This window comes from Corynebacterium sp. 045007, assembly GCF_040743205.1.
Classification (GTDB): Bacteria; Actinomycetota; Actinomycetes; order Mycobacteriales; family Mycobacteriaceae; genus Corynebacterium; species Corynebacterium jeikeium_D.
The window spans coordinates 26,171-42,871 of the sequence record NZ_JBFLKW010000021.1; the positions used below are offsets into that span (position 1 = coordinate 26,171).

Sequence of the window (16,701 nt, forward strand, 5' to 3'; positions counted from 1 at the left end):
GGAGGGCGAGAAGTGCAAGAAACTTGAGAGTTTCTTGCACTTAGGCCCCTTTTCATCCTTGACCCCACTTTTAGCGCCTGGGCTCAGACAACCAAGCGTGTATTGGTCTCAACCCACAGCTGCAGTTCCAATTGGGATAACCGTGGAGCAATACGATTGCAGCAGCTCATCATCGTGACTGACTAGAACTATGCCCATTCCCTCGCTGTTGAGTTCTTGCAGAACGCTCATCACTTTGGTCGCTGCTTGATAATCAAGCGCAGAGGTAATTTCATCGCAGAGCAGGAGCTTTGGGCGCACGGCTAGAGCACGTGCGATTGCAACACGCTGCCTCTGCCCTCCAGAGAGTCCACTTGGCTTACGCTGTGCGAGCTGCTTATCGATACCGACTTTATCGAGCAAATCTATTGCCGCTCGGCGTGCGTCACGGCGTCCCCTTACCGACACCCGGGCTGCACGCGCTACGGCATCGAGCGCGGTCATTTTCGGGTTCAACGTAGAGGCAGGATCCTGCGGAACTATCTGCATCATCAAACGATTCTTCCGTGGCCATGTACGCTTAGCTTCACGAGTTACACCAGCACATTCAATCTCACCCGACTCTGCGTGGTTTAGCCCGATTAGGCACCGAAGTAGTGTCGACTTTCCGCTTCCCGACGGTCCCTTGACCCCAACCATAGTGCCACGCTGTACAGCGAAAGAGAGGCCCTGAAAAAGAGTCACGCGTTCATTATTCACGCAGCTCAAGTTGGAAACTCTTAAGACTGGAGACGCGCCCGCCCCTGCCCCCGCCCCCGGCATAGATTCACCGATCGAGGCTTTGGATAGTTCTGTGACCTGGGTATCTTTCGTTACCAAATGCAGGATTTGATCAGTCTTCGTCCCTGCACTCTGGCGTTCCGCAATCTGGCATTTCGAACCGTTTTCTTCGATTCCATTCCCGACAACCGCGACTTTGTCAATGCCAATCGCGAGCTTAGGAACCTGGTGAGCGGTGAAGATGACCGTAACACCGCTATCCGCAATGTCCCTGAGCAGATGAGCGATAACCGTCGATGTACCGGAATCGAGGCCAGCGAACGGCTCATCGAGAACAATTGCTTTAGACGAACGTGATAGCGCCCGAGCTAATGCCACCCGCCGCTGTTGCCCACCGGACAGCTGGTGAATCCGCCGGGAAGCAATGCTGGCTGGAAGATCTACACGCTGCAGCAACGCTGCAACGTCGGCCGCTGGAGCTAGCTCCCGGAGCATCCGGGCTACTGACATCAATGGTGGCAACTCGGCGCCCGGATCCTGTCCTACGAAAGCAATGTGCTCACGGCGAAAATGAGCTAATTCACATGATGGAAGCTCCAGCGGGTTTACATCTCGCCACTCACTGGACTCGACAGAAACCCCACCAATTACTTCCGATCTCTCCGGTACCGCACCAATCAATGCCTTTAAAAGTGAGGTCTTCCCGGAGCCGCTCACCCCAGTTAAAACCGTAATCTCACCCGCTCGGGCAGTGAGCACTGTGCGGGGTAGGATAACGTGCCCGCTTTGCATCACGGAAATATCTACATCAATCACGAGCTCGGCACATCCTTCGGTTCCTTCTGCCTCCCATTAATCAGGGCCACTACAGCAATCGATGTCGCTGCCAACGCGGCGGCTGGTGCAAGTACTGACCAGGGGTTCAGTGATATTCCACTCGCGTTATCCCGCACCATCGCTGACCATGCAAACTCACCGAGGCTTCTCCCGACCCCAAGGAAGCTCGCCGTAGCCAGCACATACAGCGCTTCGATAATGCGAAGACTCCATACCGAACGAAGTACTGCGGAAATATTGGGAATGATGTCCCGCAAGATTATCGAGACGGTCGATACGCCACTGCCCAGCGCAGCCTGAACATAACCAGCGTTAGCAGCGGGATAGGTGGCGGCGGCGACCACACGGGCAGCATAAGGCGTACCCACCACAACCGAAACACCAATAAGCGCTGGTAGCCCACCATTGGGATACAAGACTGCGGTTAAAAGCAAAAGAATTACTGCGGGCACCAAGATGGTGACATCCGCCACTGCTTCAATAAAGAAGCCCAGTTTTGGCTTTAGCGACCCCAAGATACCGAATAGAGCGCCAAATGCCGTGGTCAAAGAACCGACGATAATTGCAGTTACGACCAAGGACCGGCCACCGACAAGCACTGCAGCGCCCACGCTTCTCCCCAGGTGTTCTGTTCCTAGGAAACCCTCCTCGTTACCGTTAGCGAAGGGCACGCCATGCGCCGACAGTTCAATGCCAAACAAACCAGCAGCGACCGGTCCGCCTAACACTAGGGCGATAAAGGCCCCCGCTAAAAACCTTCGAATCATAGTTGCACCTTCGGGGTGAATGCGACTTTTATTGCATCTGCCACAGTCAGCAACACCAATATGATCGCCCCTGTTACAGCAAGTACGGCAAGAATCACCGAGATATCCCGTTGCGCGACTGCATTAGACACCAAAAGCCCCACTCCAGGATGGTTAAATAACGCTTCGACTGTGACTGTCCCTGCTATCAAAACACCTGCTGTTGTAGCCATTGAAGTAGCAAATGTCGGTGCGGATAGCGGCAGGATATGTCGAAGTGCCAGCTGATTTCCCACGATTCCGTTTAGCTCAGCATTGCGGACCGCAGTGTTGTGAGAAGCATCCTCGAACGCTGCGAAAAGCATTCTCGAATTCCAGGCCGCCTGAGGAATTACCAGCGCCATAACCGGTAATGCGTACATACTTATCTGGGTTGGCAAGCCTTCCGCGGTAATAGTGACCGCGGGAAACCAACCAAGCCAGAGAGAGAATACCGCTACCAGAAACACACCAACGACAAACTCTGGTAGCGCAATTAATGCCACTGTCGATCGGTCAATAATGTGCGAAATCCAGGGTCTTTCAGCACGTGAAGCCCAAAAAATGGCGATTGCTACCGAAAGAACAGCAGTGACTAAAAATGCCATACCAGTTGTTGCCAGCGTCACAGGCAGCGCTGAACTCAGCAGATTAATAATCGGTACTCCGTTTACGGAAGTACCAAAGTCGCCCGCAAACGCACTTCCCAGCCAGCTCAGGAAGCGGGCCATAAGCGGCTTATCAAGATTCAGGTTTCTTTCTAGCGCTGCCAGAGCTTCCGGGGTCCGGTTTGCGCCCAAGATTGCGGAGGCAGCATTACCGGGCAGCCAATCAATCGCTACAAAAACAAGTCCGAGAACTGCGAAAAGTAAGCCTCCACGAATTATCAGCCGAGGAATAAGCCAACGCGCGATTTCCGCTGGCACACTAAGCCTTCTGGACGGTTTCAAGAAGGACACGACCATAGCCTGGAGCCTTAGGCAGACCACTCAAATTAGCTCTCGCAATATCGACTCCGTCAGATGCACCCCAGACCAGATACCCGGATCGCTCGAACTCAATCTTCTGCAGCTGGCGGCTTAGCTGGTTAATTCTCTCAGTATCGGTGCTTTCCAGTACCTGATCATAGATCTCGTTGAATTCAGCATCATCAAATGCGGTCTCATTAGAGGCCGCGTCACCGTCGAGAACCTTCCCAGCGAAGAAGAGCACAGAATCATTAGTTCCCCAATAGCCACAATATAGGTCTGCCTTGGTCCATGTCTCGTCGTAGAAAGTACCCGAATCCTGCTCCACTACATTGAGAGTCATGCCGATTTCTTTCACCTGATCAGCGATAACCTTCATCGCCTCTACTTGACCCGGAGCCTCAGGGGTAACGTACAAGTCATACGTTTTCTCAAGGTCAAAATCTGCCTCTTGGAGGAGATTCTTCGCTTTCACAACGTCACGCTTACGCACTAACGAAGAATCCAGGTTCGAATCTGCCGTTCCAAGAATGTCGTTTGCAGGGGTTCCATAACCGGAGAGAGCTCGTTGGATGATTTGCTCCCGATCAACTGCAAGGCGCAGCGCCTGACGAACTTTCACATCTGAGAAAGGCCCATCTGAGGTACGCATGATTAGTGGAATAACCGAGTCATTCATCCGGCGCACAATCTTTATATCTTCATTTCCTTCGACGGATCGGGCCGCAATAGGACCCGCAGCTTGAGCTAAGTCAATTTGCCCGGACAACAGCGCATTAGTCATTGCGGTGGAGTCTTCAAATGGAATGACATGGACCTCAGCAACTCCTGCTACTGTTCCGTGATAGTTATCGAAACGCTTGAGCTTAGCAGAACCATTTTCCCAACTGACCAGCTGGAACGGCCCCGATCCAATGGGCTTTTCAGCAGAGGAACCCTTCTTCATCACGAAGGTCATCAATCGCGCAAGCATCGGAAGCTGTGAATTCGGTTCCGCAGTTTCCATCACAACGACGTTGGCTCCAGCAGCACGAATGCTATCAGGCATCACTGGAAGCCGGAATGAGTTTTCCTCATCCGAAAGCATCTTCTTCAACGACCACACGACATCTTCAGATGTGACCGAGGAACCATCATGGAAGGTAGCACCGTCGGCAATCATAAATTCCCACTCAGTCGGATTATTCTGTTTCCATTCCTGCATCAGGCGTGGCACTACAGTTTCTTTCTCGCCCGGCACCGTCAGAGCCTCCCAGATCAGGGAGCTAATAAGCATATCTGAATCATTAGGCAAAAGCTGGTAAGGGTCTCGTTGAGCGCTTGCCGCTTTCCCGAGAGCCCCAACACGCAGCACATTAACGTTTTCGACTTCATCCCCACTGGCAGCCCCATCCCCTGCCGTCGACTCTCGTGACGTACACGCCGTCAGAAAAGTGCCTGTCCCAATAACTGCCATTGCAGCGAGGAATTGGCGTCGAGAAAAATTGGTCATGATGGTTCCTTAATCTCTAAGAAAGACTGCCCACAGGGGAAAAGACATAGCTAACAACTACAGCAGCAGTAAAGCTTAGGCAAGCCTACTAACGAAATTCTTTTAAGAATAATTACCTAGGTCACCCTTTACAGCATAGGCTACCCCCACCTAATCTCTCTGTCATGCAGCATTTGCACCTGAGCCAAGAACTCTCACACAGGATCGTTAAAGCTGCCGACGAACTGGCTGCGACACAGAAGATTAGCTCTCCCGACTCGTACAATGCCATCAATCATCTTTTGACTGATGAGCTGGAGGAACTGAAAGAACTAATTCTGCTCTCCCCTACTGCCCATGCCACTTCCATCCATGGACTTCCCTTCCCTGCAGTTCACGGACCTACCCCAGCCACGTGGCAGGAATGCGTTGGCAAGGTCCGAACCTGGAGATTCGTTCTTGCGATCATCGCTAGCGCTGTCGGTCGCCCATTCGGATGGTTCGGACAGCAGAAAGGCCGTATCACCACAGACTTGGTGCCGACCCGCAGCCAGGAGAACCAGCAAGTTGGCGCCAGCAGCAACACCACATTGACTCTGCACACAGAAGATGCTTTTCATCCGCGGCGCGCGACGCACTTCGCTTTATTTGGTCTTCGTAACCCCAAAAATGTCGGCACTACGCTGGCCCCCATCGATGAAGCATGGCATCTACTCGATGTAGATTCGAAAAAAATTCTAACCGGGGACGGAGCCATCATTATTCCAGATGCATCTTACGGTGATTACGAATATGCAGCTCCTACTGCCATGACATCAATCTGGAAAACTGATGGCAATTTAGGCATGCGGTTTGACCCCGCCTACACAGACAAAAATTCTGGAACCTTACAGTGGTGGGAGGCATTTGAGAAGCTTCAACAGGCTCTTCACACTGTCACCTATACGGTGCCTATAAAGCCAGGTCAGATGGTCATCATCAACAATGACCGATGCGCCCACGGACGAGTACCTTTCGTAGCCAACTACGACGGGACCGACCGCTGGATGCTACGCATCAACATTATGGGAACCAAAAACACACGCCCCATCAATGAAATCAACGAACCCGGCTACGGCCAACACATCCGATTTATGGATGGTGAAATCCTATGAAACAGCGAACTAACCTGACCGTCCTCAGCAGATCAGAACTAGCTCAAATAAAAATTTCACCCGAGTCCGTACTCGAGTCGGTGAAATCCGCTCTCATCGAGCTCGACCAGCCAGGAACTCTGTGCCCAGGGAAAATCAAAGTTGAAGTACCTGAAAGCGTGAGTTACTCGATGGTCGGCAGAAGTCGTTCTTCAAATTCCGTCGGATTCAAGACTTCCTATACCCATTGGAGCAAAACTCACCAACAAAGCGCCAGGGATAGAAGCTATTACACGACCCTCACACTGTACGACGATTCCAGCGGATATCCTATTGCACTTCTCGACGGCGCTGCGGCAGGAACTCTCAGAACCCCGGCAGTCTCAGCGCTGTTGGCACAGTATGCTGGTGCAATTCCTCAGAGCGCTCTCATCATCGGTTCGGGAACCCAAGGACAAAACGCAGCCCCTTTTCTCCTTGAAACCTTTGAAACATTAAACACGATTTATCTCGCCGGCAGCCACAGCGTGGGACTAGAGAAAGGCGCCAAGATTGCATCAACAGCAGCAGTGAAGCTTGGCCGAAAAATAAAAATCAAGATTGTAGACGATCCTACAACTGTGAGTTCAAACTGTGATCTCATTATCGGGGCCGCTGGACCTGAGACTCGTTGTACTGTCACAGCATCCGATATTCCCCGGCACGCAACCGTCGTTGTTGTGGGCTACGGAATCGCCCCTGATATCTGTCATCAAGCGAGCAGAGTCATCACGACGAGTATCGAACAGATGAATGTTACCGGTCGCGATTACGCTGACACCGATGGTCGGTTGCCGAATGTCCATGCCGAACTATCCGATTTGCTCCGCAAAGGGCGCAAACTGCCTCGTATTGACGAAACTACGTTTTGCTATAACAGCGGACTAGTTCTAACCGATATCGCTGTCGGCCAAATCCTCGCCAAGGAAGGTCTTAAGCAGGGATTCGGGACGGAGATATCCCTGTGGTAAGTGCCATATCATGCAAGATTGATGTTCCAAGCTGGCAAACGGCTCTGATTGGCTCAGGGAAACTTGACTTCATTGCTGAGCTTTCCGACACCCCTTTTCATGTCCTTTGCCCAAACCAATTTGCTCAAACACTTTCAGCCTGGCATACAACCGCTAAGGAAGTCGGCATTAAATTCGGTATTCGATTTGGCAAAAAGGCAAATAAGTCCGCGCACTTCAGTCGCGAGATAGCACTGAGTGCTCTTCGTGGTTTCGACAGTGGAATCGATGTCGCCAGCGTAGAAGAGTTCCAATCATCTCTGGCCGCTGGTGTACCAGGAAATAAATTAATCATTACTGGTGCTACACCGAGTCGAGAACTTATCCATTTGGCAGTTTGCCACGATGCAACTCTAACTATTTCCAATGAAGTAGATTCAAGAATAATTTCCCAATTTGTCGACGAAATCGATACGCCTAATCAGCTCCGAGTTCTTCTCCGGATTGCGAACCAAACCCCCTCCACACGGTTTGGTATGAGCATCGATACCGCCTTGTCTCTAACCGCTCGTCTTAGCCAAGGCCGTGCCAACATCGAAATTACCGGCCTAAGTTTCCACTGCAACGGTTATGACCTCCACGAGAGGATAAACATGTCGCATCTGGCAATCGACACCCTACTCAAGGTGCGCTCCCTGTCTCCACGGGCCGACACTATTTCCATTGGAGGTGGATTTCCCACAAGCTCAGTCGAGTATGGAGTCTGGCGAAACCTGCAATCTCGACTAAAAAACGAAATGTTCATAGATTCGGATAAACCTAAAGACCAATATCCGTTCGGATCACCTTTATCCGGACAATACTCACTACGGTTTATAGCTAATCAACATCGCCCACTGACACGTCGAGATATGGAGTCCACTCGACGCAGCTCGGACTCCATGGCTCAGCGCGCTCATCGTCACAACATAAAGATTTTGGCAGAGCCTGGACGGTCTTTATGCCAGTTCGCGGGTGCTAGTTTCTTTCCTGTTCTTTCGTGTCACGCATTGCCCAATGCTGCACGGACAGTAACTGTCGTACGTGGAACTAGTCTCAGCCTCTCAGAGCAATGGTTCAACTCGGAGTATTATCCGGACCCATACCTTGTGCGTAACGGAGTCATTATCGACTCGGGAGTAGCTACCGCAACAGCAGTTTCCGGATCAACGTGCTTAGACAGCGATTATCTCAGCAAAAGAATGATTCAACTCCCCGACAGGCCTCGACCTGGAGATTTCCTAGTCTATCCCGACACAGCCGGGTATCAAATGGACTCGAACGAGTCTGCTTTCCACGGATATCGGATTCCTCAGAAATACGCCTTTAATCCTGTCACCATGACCATCACGGAAGATCGCTAGAACAGAGGCCAAATAAAGATGCCAAAAAGAATTTATACGCAGATGTCTCAACTCATTGGCAATACTCCTCTGTTCGAGCTTGTCTGTACTCCCCAGAAAAGTCGCGTTTTGCTTAAGCTCGAGCAATTCAACCCAACTGGAAGTGCGAAAATCCGGATGGCCCAGTCGATGATTAAGGCGGCAGAGCAGGATAACCGACTTCAAGAGCATGGCACTATCGTTGAATCGACTTCCGGTAATACTGGACAGGGCTTAGCACTTCTTGCACTTGAGCGCGGATACGACTTCGTAGCAGTCGTCGATAATCATTCTTGTAAAGATAAATTGAACTCCATGCGTGCAATGAATGCACAGATGTGCTTCGTTTCCAATCAAGATGACGATTCGCTCGCCACATCGGCTAGAGAAAACCATGCTGAGGAGCTCGGCAAACAACACGGCTGGGTATTCATGAAGCAGCATGACAATGTCGCAAACTCGATGGGTTATTACCCTGCAGCTGATGAAATTTTGAATGATCTTGGGGAAAGTCCGACTCATATCATTAGTGCCGTAGGCACAGGTGGAAGCCTCTTTGGAGTTACTGAACGTCTCCATCAATTGGGACACCGTCCCACTATTATAGGCGTCGAACCGGAAGGTTCCATTGCATTCGGTGCTCCTGGACACGACTATTGGCAATCTGGAACGGGCACCCCCGAAGGTGCAGTTATCGGCACTTCAGTTCGCTATGACTTACTCGACTACGGAGCAAAGGTATCCGACAAAGCAGCTTTCGCTGCATGCCGAACAATCGGAAAGCACATGGGGCTTCTACTGGGAGGATCTGCTGGCGGAGCCGTAATAGCAGCCCTCGAGCTCCTGCCGGGCTTTCCCGCTGGCTCTACATCGTTGACCATGGTGTGCGATGGAGGGGAAAAGTATCTAGATACCGTATTCAACGATGAGTGGATGTCCGAACGTGGTTTACTCGATGTCGCCCTCGAGGACAAAATTTGGGCACAAATTACGTCATTGCGCGCTGGGAAAAGTTCAATTCCGCTAGGTTCAACACGAATTTCATGGTCGAAGGAAAAGTAGTGCCCGGTACTACCTCACAGAACTTAAATCGTCAGCTTTTGGCGATGTCTCTTCCCCTCGCCGGCACACAGCTTGCGAACATCGCAATCTCAACCACGGACACTCTCATGATGGGTCAACTTAGCCTCGAGGCTCTGGCTGGCGGAGGCTTGGCAGTGGTGTGGTTTAACCAAGTACGCACAATGGCTGTGGGCCTATTAACACCACTGGGCAATAGGATTGCGTCGGCTCATGCGCTGTACGAAAGCAAATCTCGCGAACGAGCGGACTCTGAACTATCTGTTACTACGTTGCAAGGCGAAATTCGCAATCTTTCACGCACCGGCTGGTTCCTAGCAACTGCCAGTGGCCTCGTGGGAGCACTAGTGCTAATCGGGATTGCCTACGCGCTGCCATTTTTCGGCCAGTCCGCTGAGATTAGTTCCGCAGCCACTTCCATGATGTGGTTGCTCGCGCCAGGTCTTGTTCCTTGTTTGTGGTTCCAAGTCTCCCGTCAGTTTTGTGTAGGCCTCGGCAAACCAAAATCGCTACTACACATAACCGTGGCGATGATCGTAGTGAATGCAGCGTTGAACTACGCGCTCGGTTTTGGATTCGGGCCGTTTCCTGCATTGGGTCTGCTAGGCATTGGACTGTCCACCACACTGGTTCATTTAATGTCGGCCCTAATTTATCTGCGAATCACCATCCGAGATCCCGACCTCTCAACTTTTCTTGCCCTCGATTTCTGGAGTGCCGACGGAGACACGATGCACGGAAGGCTCCGTCACCTCGTCCGCACTCAGCTTCGTCTGGGGCTTCCAGTCTCAGCAACCTACGGAGCCGAAGCGGGCATGTTTTCTGTGCTGGCGATGGTCATGGGATCCTTTGGCACAGAAGCACTCGCAGCGCACAACGTCGTCTATCAAATAACCTTTATTGTTTTCCAGATTGGTGTTGGGTTCTCCCACGGCAGCTCTATTCTTGTGAGTCGCGCTTGGGGTCTGAATGACAACTCCCTTGCACGCCAAGTCGGCATTCGAACTCAAACGATGATGGCTGCCATCGTTGCTGTTGCTTCCGTCAGCTTTCTTTGCGCTCCCCGCCTCGTACTTTCCCCATTTATAAACAGCTCCGAGAAATCCAATGCCACCGAGACATTAAGCATCGCATTGGGGTTGTTGGCTATTGGCGCAGTGATGGAATTTGTCGATACTGCACAAAACATAGCTATCGGTCTCCTGCGCGGGATTAGCGACACCACTACTGGTTTGAAGGCATCCCTCACTGGTTATTGGATTATAGGTTTGCCAGCTGCTTTAATACTTGCTTTTCCCATCGGTCTAGGGCCTCACGGGGTGTGGTGGGGATTGGTCATCGGGCTTGCCAGTTCTTCAATAATCCTTTGGAGAGCTTTCCTTCTCGCGACGCGTAAAGACCTTACCGTGAAACTCTAAAGAACTCGTCCCTCAAAGCGATATCCACGTCGCAGGTATCCGGTCGTTCACGTTCGTGTGCAACACTTAAAAGCATGGTTGACAAGCAGGCCGACACCTCATCATGCAGCGAAGCCCAACAGGCTTCGCCAGCTTTTGACGAAACTACAGAGTTTTCCACAAACCGGCTCGCAGGCGAGTTCACCGACGAAGACCGTTACGAGATCTTCAACGACGACCAGCTCTCCCTCAAGGCTGCCTTCCTCTACCTGGTCGCAGCGCTTGTGGGCGGTTCGGTTATCGCTCTGGCGTCCTGGTTTGTGTTCCACCGCCTGTCGCTGCCGGCCTTTGGCGGCTCGCAGCTGACCAGGGCGGTCGCAACAGCGCTGATTGTCATCACGCTGACGCTCACCACCGTCCTGCTGTATTTCTTCGCCACCAAGGGCAAAGACAATCGCCCCAGGTGGCTAACGTGGTTGACGTACCTGATGGCTTACATGTCACCGGCCATTCTGGTGGTCTCTGCCGTCGGCCTGCCGCTGGGCTCGACCAGGCTGTGGCTGGACGGCCTTTCTGTCGACCAGGAGTTCCGCACTGAGTACCTCACCAGGATGGCCGCGGAGCCTGGCCTGCATGACATGTCGTACATCGACATCCCGTCTTTCTACCCCGCTGGTTGGTTCTTCCTGGGCGGACGCCTGGCCAATATCCTGGGCATTGCCGGCTGGGAGGTCTTCCAGCCCTGGGCGTTGATGACACTCGCCGCTGCTGGCTGTGTTTTGGTTCCGGTGTGGCAACGCCTGAGTGGCTCCCTGCCAGTAGCCACTGGCATTGCGCTGACAACCACGGCCGTCGCCCTGGCCACTGTCGCCGATGAACCCTACGCCGCAGTCGTTGCTATGGGTCTTCCGGCGATGACCGTGATGGCCTGGCGCGGTCTCACCGGCGCTTGGTCCGCCATGTTTGGCGTGCTCGTCTTCCTGGGTATTTCTGCGACTTTCTACACTCTTTACACTGCCGTAGGCGCGCTTATTGTGGTCGTGTTGGCCGTGGTCGCGTGGACGTCGTCAAGCTCGTGGATGCCTGTAGTGCGCCTGATCATAATGGGCGTGGGATCGATGCTGATTGCGGCGACGGTGTGGGGTCCGTACATGCTGGCGGTTGCGGCGGGGGCACCGCGCTCGGGCGCGACAGCGACGCATTACCTGCCGCCAGAGGGCGCGCAGCTGCCTTTGCCGATGCTCGCTGCCAGCGTGATCGGTGTGCTGTGTTTCATCGGTGTGGTGCGCATGTTGGTCAGCGCCACGGAGCCGGATGCCCGCGCGCTCGGCCTGGGCACGCTGGTGCTCTATGGCTGGGTAGTGGCCTCGATGGTGGCGACACTGCTCGGACGCACGCTGCTGGGGTTTCGCCTCACCGCACCGATTACGTTCATGTTGATCGCGGCTGGTGTGGTCGCGCTTGCCGACGCCCGTCTCAACGGAATCGAGAAGTACTGGCCGCAGACGGCACCAGCTCACATTGCCAAGCGTGTTTCCGCGGTAATGGCGGCAGTCTTGTTGCTGGCGGGCATTGGCTACGCACAGTCGATTCCGAATAAGTTGCATGGCGCCATCGACTTGGCGCATACCGACACCGACGGTAACGGCGAGCGCGCGGACCGATTCCCACCGAATGCCGGGGCGTGGTACTCAGCGGTGGACCAAACGCTGAAGGAGGCTGGGCTCGATCCGGCCCAGACAGTGGTGCTGACGGATGAGAAGAATTTCCAGGCACTCTATCCCTGGTACGGATTCCAGGCACTGACCAGCCACTACGCTAACCCTCTGGGTGAGTTTGACCGCCGTAATCAGGCGTTGGAGGAATGGTCGGAGATTCGCGACCCCGATGAGCTCGTGCAGGCAATGGACGAAACGCCGTGGCGCGGACCAGATGCCATTGTGCTGCGGGGCGAAGTTGAGACGCCTGATGGCGAGGATGCCGCTCCGCTGACGTTGGACATCGCGGATGATATCTATCCGAACAATCCGAATGTGGTCTTCCGGAGCCTGAATTTTGCCCGCTCTGCATTTGAGAAGCACTGGGAGCTAAACCAGGTCGGCCCGTTTGTAGTGGCGGTTCGCAAGTAGGTGTTGGCAAGTAGGTATTGGCAAGTCGATATTGAGCGGCTATCCCCTGCCGCAAACGTGATTCCTGTTACTAATGTGGAAACTGTGATGTAACTTTCGCGTTGCAAACTCAAAGAAAAAGGCCAATTACCGTAGTATCTTTCCTTGTGACTGCCGAAACTAAAGAAATCAAAGAAAGTGTCGACGGTTCACCCGAAGTGACCATCGACCGCGTGGAGAGACCGCCTATGGACGGCCCCTCTCCTACGACACTGACTCGTTGGACAGCGATTATCGCTGGAATCGTCGGTTTCATTTGCTTTGTCATCACACCGTTCCTTCCGGTCGTGAATACTCAGTCCTCCGTGTCTTGGCCTCAGCGCGACACACTGAACTCAGTGGATACGCCACTCATGGCGCAGGCACCGTTGGATCTGAGCGTCGATTTGCCTCTGTCGCTGACGGATGAACTTTCCGACAAGCGGACAACCCTATTGTCGACTATCCCGCCAACCGCGGATAAGCCGACCAAACGGGGCTTGATGGTGCGTTCGGGCAAGGACGGCCTCGACGTCATTCTGCGCGACAGCGTGGTGATGAGCCTGGATAAGAAGGAGCTTGCCAGCAACAAGGGCAAGATCCTGGAGATCCGCTCAAACGAGCATGAGACCACCGTCAACATCGACGGCGCCAAGAACTCAGATGGTGAGAAGCTCACCGCCACCGCACAGGGCGATTACCGCCCGCAGGTCACCGGTATCTACACTGACCTGCCCGCTGACGGCGACGTGGCCAAGGCCGTAGCCGATGGACTCGATGTCCACATGAACATCGACTCCCGCTACACCTCACACCCGACAGTGGTGAAGTACATCGTCATGTACTTGGGTCTGCTTCTGACGCTGGCTTCTCTGGTCGCGTTAGCTCGCATTGACCGTATCGACGGTTCCTCCTTCACTCCGCTGTTCAAGCGCGGTGCGTTGAAGCCGACTCCGCTGGACATCCTGGTTGGCACGATTTTGGTCGTTTGGCACTTCATCGGTGGCAACACCTCCGATGACGGTTACATCTTCACCATGGCGCGCGTCTCCGACGAGTCGGGCTACATGGCGAACTACTACCGTTGGTTCGGCGCTCCTGAGTCACCGTTCGGCAGCCCCTACTACGACCTGCTGTCGCTGATGGTGAAGGTGTCCACCTCGTCTCTGTGGATGCGACTTCCTGCGCTGCTGTCCGCACTGCTGGTGTGGTTCATTATTTCCCGAATGGTTATCCCGCGCCTCGGCGAGAAGATTGCCCAGCGCCGGGTGGCCTACTGGTCTGCTGCTGGTGTGCTGTTGGCCTTCTGGCTGCCGTACAACAACGGACTGCGCCCGGAGCCGGTCATTGCTCTGGGATCCCTGCTGACCTGGGTATTTATCGAGCGCGCAATTCTAACTCGACGCCTGCTGCCAGCTGCAGTCGCAGTGGTTATCGCCACGCTGGCACTGGGCTCGGGCCCAACGGGCCTAATGGCAGTTGCTGCCCTGCTCGCAGGCATCCCGATGCTGGTACGCATTGTCGTTGAGCGCCATAAGGCTCTCGGTGGTGGTTGGCAGGCCCCACTGATGCAGATTGCACCGTTCCTGGCTGCGGGCACCGCCATCTTGGTCGGTGTCTTCGGCGACCAGACTTTGGCCACGGTCCGCGAGTCCATTCGTGTCCGCAGCATCATCGGCCCGTCGGAGCCTTGGTACAACGAGTACGTCCGCTACTACTGGCTGGTGCTGCAGTCGGTCGACGGCGCCTTCCCGCGTCGTTTCCCGGTTCTGATTGCACTGGCGTGCTTGAGCATCACGATTGCCGCGCTGCTTCGTCACCGCACCGTTCCGGGGGCTCTGGCCGGTCCGTCGGCACGCCTGGTGTTCATGTTCATCGGCACCATGTTCTTCCTGACCTTCACGCCGACAAAGTGGACGCACCACTTCGGCGTGTACGCGGGCATCGCGGCTTCCCTGGCAGCACTTGCCGCTATGGCCATTAGCCATTGGGTAGCAGGTAACCCGCGCAACCAGCTGTTCTTTGCCGGTGGTTTCACCTTCATCCTCGCTTTCTCGCTGATGGGTATTAACGGCTGGTGGTATGTGTCGTCCTACGGTGTGCCGTGGTTCGACAAGACCATTCAGCTGCGCGGCCACCAGCTGGGTTCAGCAGTATTGGCTCTGGCCTTGCTACTGCTGCTGGCTGGTGCAGTAATGAACTTCGTCCAGGAGTTCCGCACCAAGCCGAAGTCGCAGGAAAAGTCGGCACGCGCGCGCCGCATCAATGCAGTTGCATCGTCCCCGATTGCGGTGACAACACTGTTGGTGACGATGTTCATGGTGGCTTCGCTGGGCAAGGGCGCAGTATCGCAGTACCCGGCCTACTCGGTCGCCGCGGGTAATATCCGCTCCTTGGCTGGTCAGACATGTAATCTGGCGAGCGATGTGCTGATGGAAACCGATCCGAACGATGGCTTCCTGAATACCGTCGATGGCAAGCCGCTAGCGGAATCGCTGCGCGGTGGCGGCAAGAGCCGTGGCTTCGACCCGAACGGCGTCCCGTCAAACATGAAGGCCGAAGCTGTGGACACCAGCCAGAGCCAGGCAAGTACTGCCGACACTGATGATCAATCTTCTGATCCGGAAGCCACAGTTGAGGGCGGTTCCGCGTCGGGCACCGACGGCGGTAAGCGCGCCGACAAGGGTGTCAACGGCTCGCAGGTCGAGCTGCCATTTGGCTTGAATCCGGATAAGGTACCGGTGCTTGGCTCCTACTCCGAGGACATTCAGCGTCCGGCAAGCCTGGAAACTTCCTGGTTCCAGCTGCCTGAGATTGACGAGGACCACCCGCTACTCGTCGTATCGGCGGCCGGCCGTATCTTCCACCACGACATCAACGGTGTGGCTCAGCCGGGTCGCAAGCTGGTGGCACAGTATGGTCGCAAGGGCGGCGACGAGGATGGCTTCGAGGTCCTCTCCGAGTCGGAACCGATTGATATCGGCCCTGCTCCGACCTGGCGTAACCTGCGCTTCCTGACCGAGGAGATCCCAGAGGGAGCCACCGCTGTGCGACTGGTCGCGGAGGACAATGACGTCTCCGAGGATCAGTGGCTGGCGCTGACCCCGCCTCGCCTGGCCGAACTGCAGTCGATGACTGATGTCATCTCACCGGAAACTGCGACTATCCCGGACTGGCCGGTTGCCTTCCAGTTCCCGTGCCAGCGTCCGTTCGACCACTACGCCGGTGTCGCGGAACTTCCGGAGTACCGCATCACTCCGGACCGTGGTCTGAAGGTCGTCGGCGCAGATGTCTGGCAGTCGGTCGATGGCGGTGGTCCGCTCGGATTCTCCGACGCTGTAAATGAGGCTACGTCCGTACCGACTTACCTCAAGAACGACTGGCGCCGCGACTGGGGTTCCGTCGAGAAGCTCTCGCCGCGTCCGAATAAGGACAAGGTCAAGCCGGATGTCGCCGAAATTGAGTATGAAGATATCACTCGCTCGGGTCTATACTCGCCCGGGAAGATGATTGTGAAGGATCCCTAGGTGTGATGTCCAGGGACGTTGTTCTGGCCCCCGCCCGTAATGACACCGTGCCGATTCAAGAAGTATCTGTCCAGACCGCTTGCCATTGAAGGTGAGGTTACCCTCGTTTAGTGGACACCCTATTTGTGCGGATCTTGTGTCCGTAGGAGAGGATGTTCATTGTGAGTCAACAGCGCAAGAAGTACAC

11 protein-coding genes are annotated in these 16,701 nt (G+C 54.5%); 7 read left to right on the forward strand and 4 right to left on the reverse strand.

Annotated elements, in window-relative coordinates; translation table 11 throughout:
* Window positions 1-108 precede the first annotated feature (108 nt).
* Genes AB1Z34_RS09915 through AB1Z34_RS09930 form a run of 4 tightly spaced genes read right to left on the reverse strand, consistent with a single transcriptional unit; the run spans window position 109 to window position 4,841 of the window.
* The gene (locus AB1Z34_RS09915; protein ID WP_367158288.1) at window positions 109-1,575 is read right to left on the reverse strand and encodes an ABC transporter ATP-binding protein; all 1,467 of its coding nucleotides are present in this window, start codon (window positions 1,573-1,575) and stop codon (window positions 109-111) included.
* Window positions 1,572-2,363 (reverse strand): ABC transporter permease subunit, encoded by a 792-nt coding sequence (locus tag AB1Z34_RS09920; protein ID WP_367158289.1) that lies wholly within the window; start codon window positions 2,361-2,363, stop codon window positions 1,572-1,574. The genes AB1Z34_RS09915 and AB1Z34_RS09920 overlap by 4 nt, the downstream gene beginning before the upstream one ends.
* Window positions 2,360-3,307 (reverse strand): ABC transporter permease, encoded by a 948-nt coding sequence (locus AB1Z34_RS09925; protein WP_069359686.1) that lies wholly within the window; start codon window positions 3,305-3,307, stop codon window positions 2,360-2,362. The genes AB1Z34_RS09920 and AB1Z34_RS09925 overlap by 4 nt, the downstream gene beginning before the upstream one ends.
* A 1-nt stretch (window position 3,308) precedes the next feature.
* Window positions 3,309-4,841 carry an ABC transporter substrate-binding protein gene (locus AB1Z34_RS09930; RefSeq protein ID WP_035010183.1) on the reverse strand — a complete coding sequence of 511 codons (1,533 nt, stop codon included), beginning with the start codon at window positions 4,839-4,841 and terminating at the stop codon, window positions 3,309-3,311.
* A 164-nt stretch (window positions 4,842-5,005) separates the two neighbouring features.
* On the opposite strand from AB1Z34_RS09930, the gene AB1Z34_RS09935 reads away from it, so the two are divergent.
* The 7 genes from AB1Z34_RS09935 to AB1Z34_RS09965 all read left to right on the forward strand — a co-directional run bounded on the left by AB1Z34_RS09935 (window position 5,006) and on the right by AB1Z34_RS09965 (window position 16,514).
* A complete protein-coding gene (locus AB1Z34_RS09935; protein WP_069359687.1) occupies window positions 5,006-5,974 on the forward strand; it encodes a TauD/TfdA family dioxygenase in 969 nt (322 codons plus the stop codon).
* Window positions 5,971-6,963 (forward strand): ornithine cyclodeaminase, encoded by a 993-nt coding sequence (locus tag AB1Z34_RS09940; protein ID WP_070429116.1) that lies wholly within the window; start codon window positions 5,971-5,973, stop codon window positions 6,961-6,963. Before AB1Z34_RS09935 ends, AB1Z34_RS09940 begins: the two co-directional genes overlap by 4 nt.
* Window positions 6,957-8,345: an alanine racemase gene (locus tag AB1Z34_RS09945; protein WP_076772194.1), complete on the forward strand. Its 1,389-nt coding sequence runs from the start codon at window positions 6,957-6,959 to the stop codon at window positions 8,343-8,345. Before AB1Z34_RS09940 ends, AB1Z34_RS09945 begins: the two co-directional genes overlap by 7 nt.
* Before the next feature lie 18 nt (window positions 8,346-8,363).
* Window positions 8,364-9,425 (forward strand): PLP-dependent cysteine synthase family protein, encoded by a 1,062-nt coding sequence (locus tag AB1Z34_RS09950; RefSeq protein ID WP_076772192.1) that lies wholly within the window; start codon window positions 8,364-8,366, stop codon window positions 9,423-9,425.
* Entirely contained in the window at window positions 9,407-10,861 is a 1,455-nt protein-coding gene (locus tag AB1Z34_RS09955) for an MATE family efflux transporter (RefSeq protein WP_367158290.1), read from the forward strand. The genes AB1Z34_RS09950 and AB1Z34_RS09955 overlap by 19 nt, the downstream gene beginning before the upstream one ends.
* A gap of 74 nt (window positions 10,862-10,935) precedes the next feature.
* The gene (locus tag AB1Z34_RS09960) at window positions 10,936-12,969 is read left to right on the forward strand and encodes a galactan 5-O-arabinofuranosyltransferase (protein ID WP_367158291.1); all 2,034 of its coding nucleotides are present in this window, start codon (window positions 10,936-10,938) and stop codon (window positions 12,967-12,969) included.
* A gap of 146 nt (window positions 12,970-13,115) precedes the next feature.
* The gene (locus AB1Z34_RS09965; protein WP_367158292.1) at window positions 13,116-16,514 is read left to right on the forward strand and encodes an arabinosyltransferase domain-containing protein; all 3,399 of its coding nucleotides are present in this window, start codon (window positions 13,116-13,118) and stop codon (window positions 16,512-16,514) included.
* Window positions 16,515-16,701: the final 187 nt, after the last annotated feature.

Coding starts and splice junctions, on each gene's coding strand:
- AB1Z34_RS09920 (WP_367158289.1), bottom strand. CDS start 2,363: ATGATTCGAAGGTTTTTAGCGGGGGCCTTTATCGCCCTAGTGTTAGGC.
- AB1Z34_RS09930 (WP_035010183.1), bottom strand. CDS start 4,841: ATGACCAATTTTTCTCGACGCCAATTCCTCGCTGCAATGGCAGTTATT.
- AB1Z34_RS09935 (WP_069359687.1), top strand. CDS start 5,006: ATGCAGCATTTGCACCTGAGCCAAGAACTCTCACACAGGATCGTTAAA.
- AB1Z34_RS09940 (WP_070429116.1), top strand. CDS start 5,971: ATGAAACAGCGAACTAACCTGACCGTCCTCAGCAGATCAGAACTAGCT.
- AB1Z34_RS09950 (WP_076772192.1), top strand. CDS start 8,364: ATGCCAAAAAGAATTTATACGCAGATGTCTCAACTCATTGGCAATACT.
- AB1Z34_RS09955 (WP_367158290.1), top strand. CDS start 9,407: ATGGTCGAAGGAAAAGTAGTGCCCGGTACTACCTCACAGAACTTAAAT.
- AB1Z34_RS09960 (WP_367158291.1), top strand. CDS start 10,936: ATGGTTGACAAGCAGGCCGACACCTCATCATGCAGCGAAGCCCAACAG.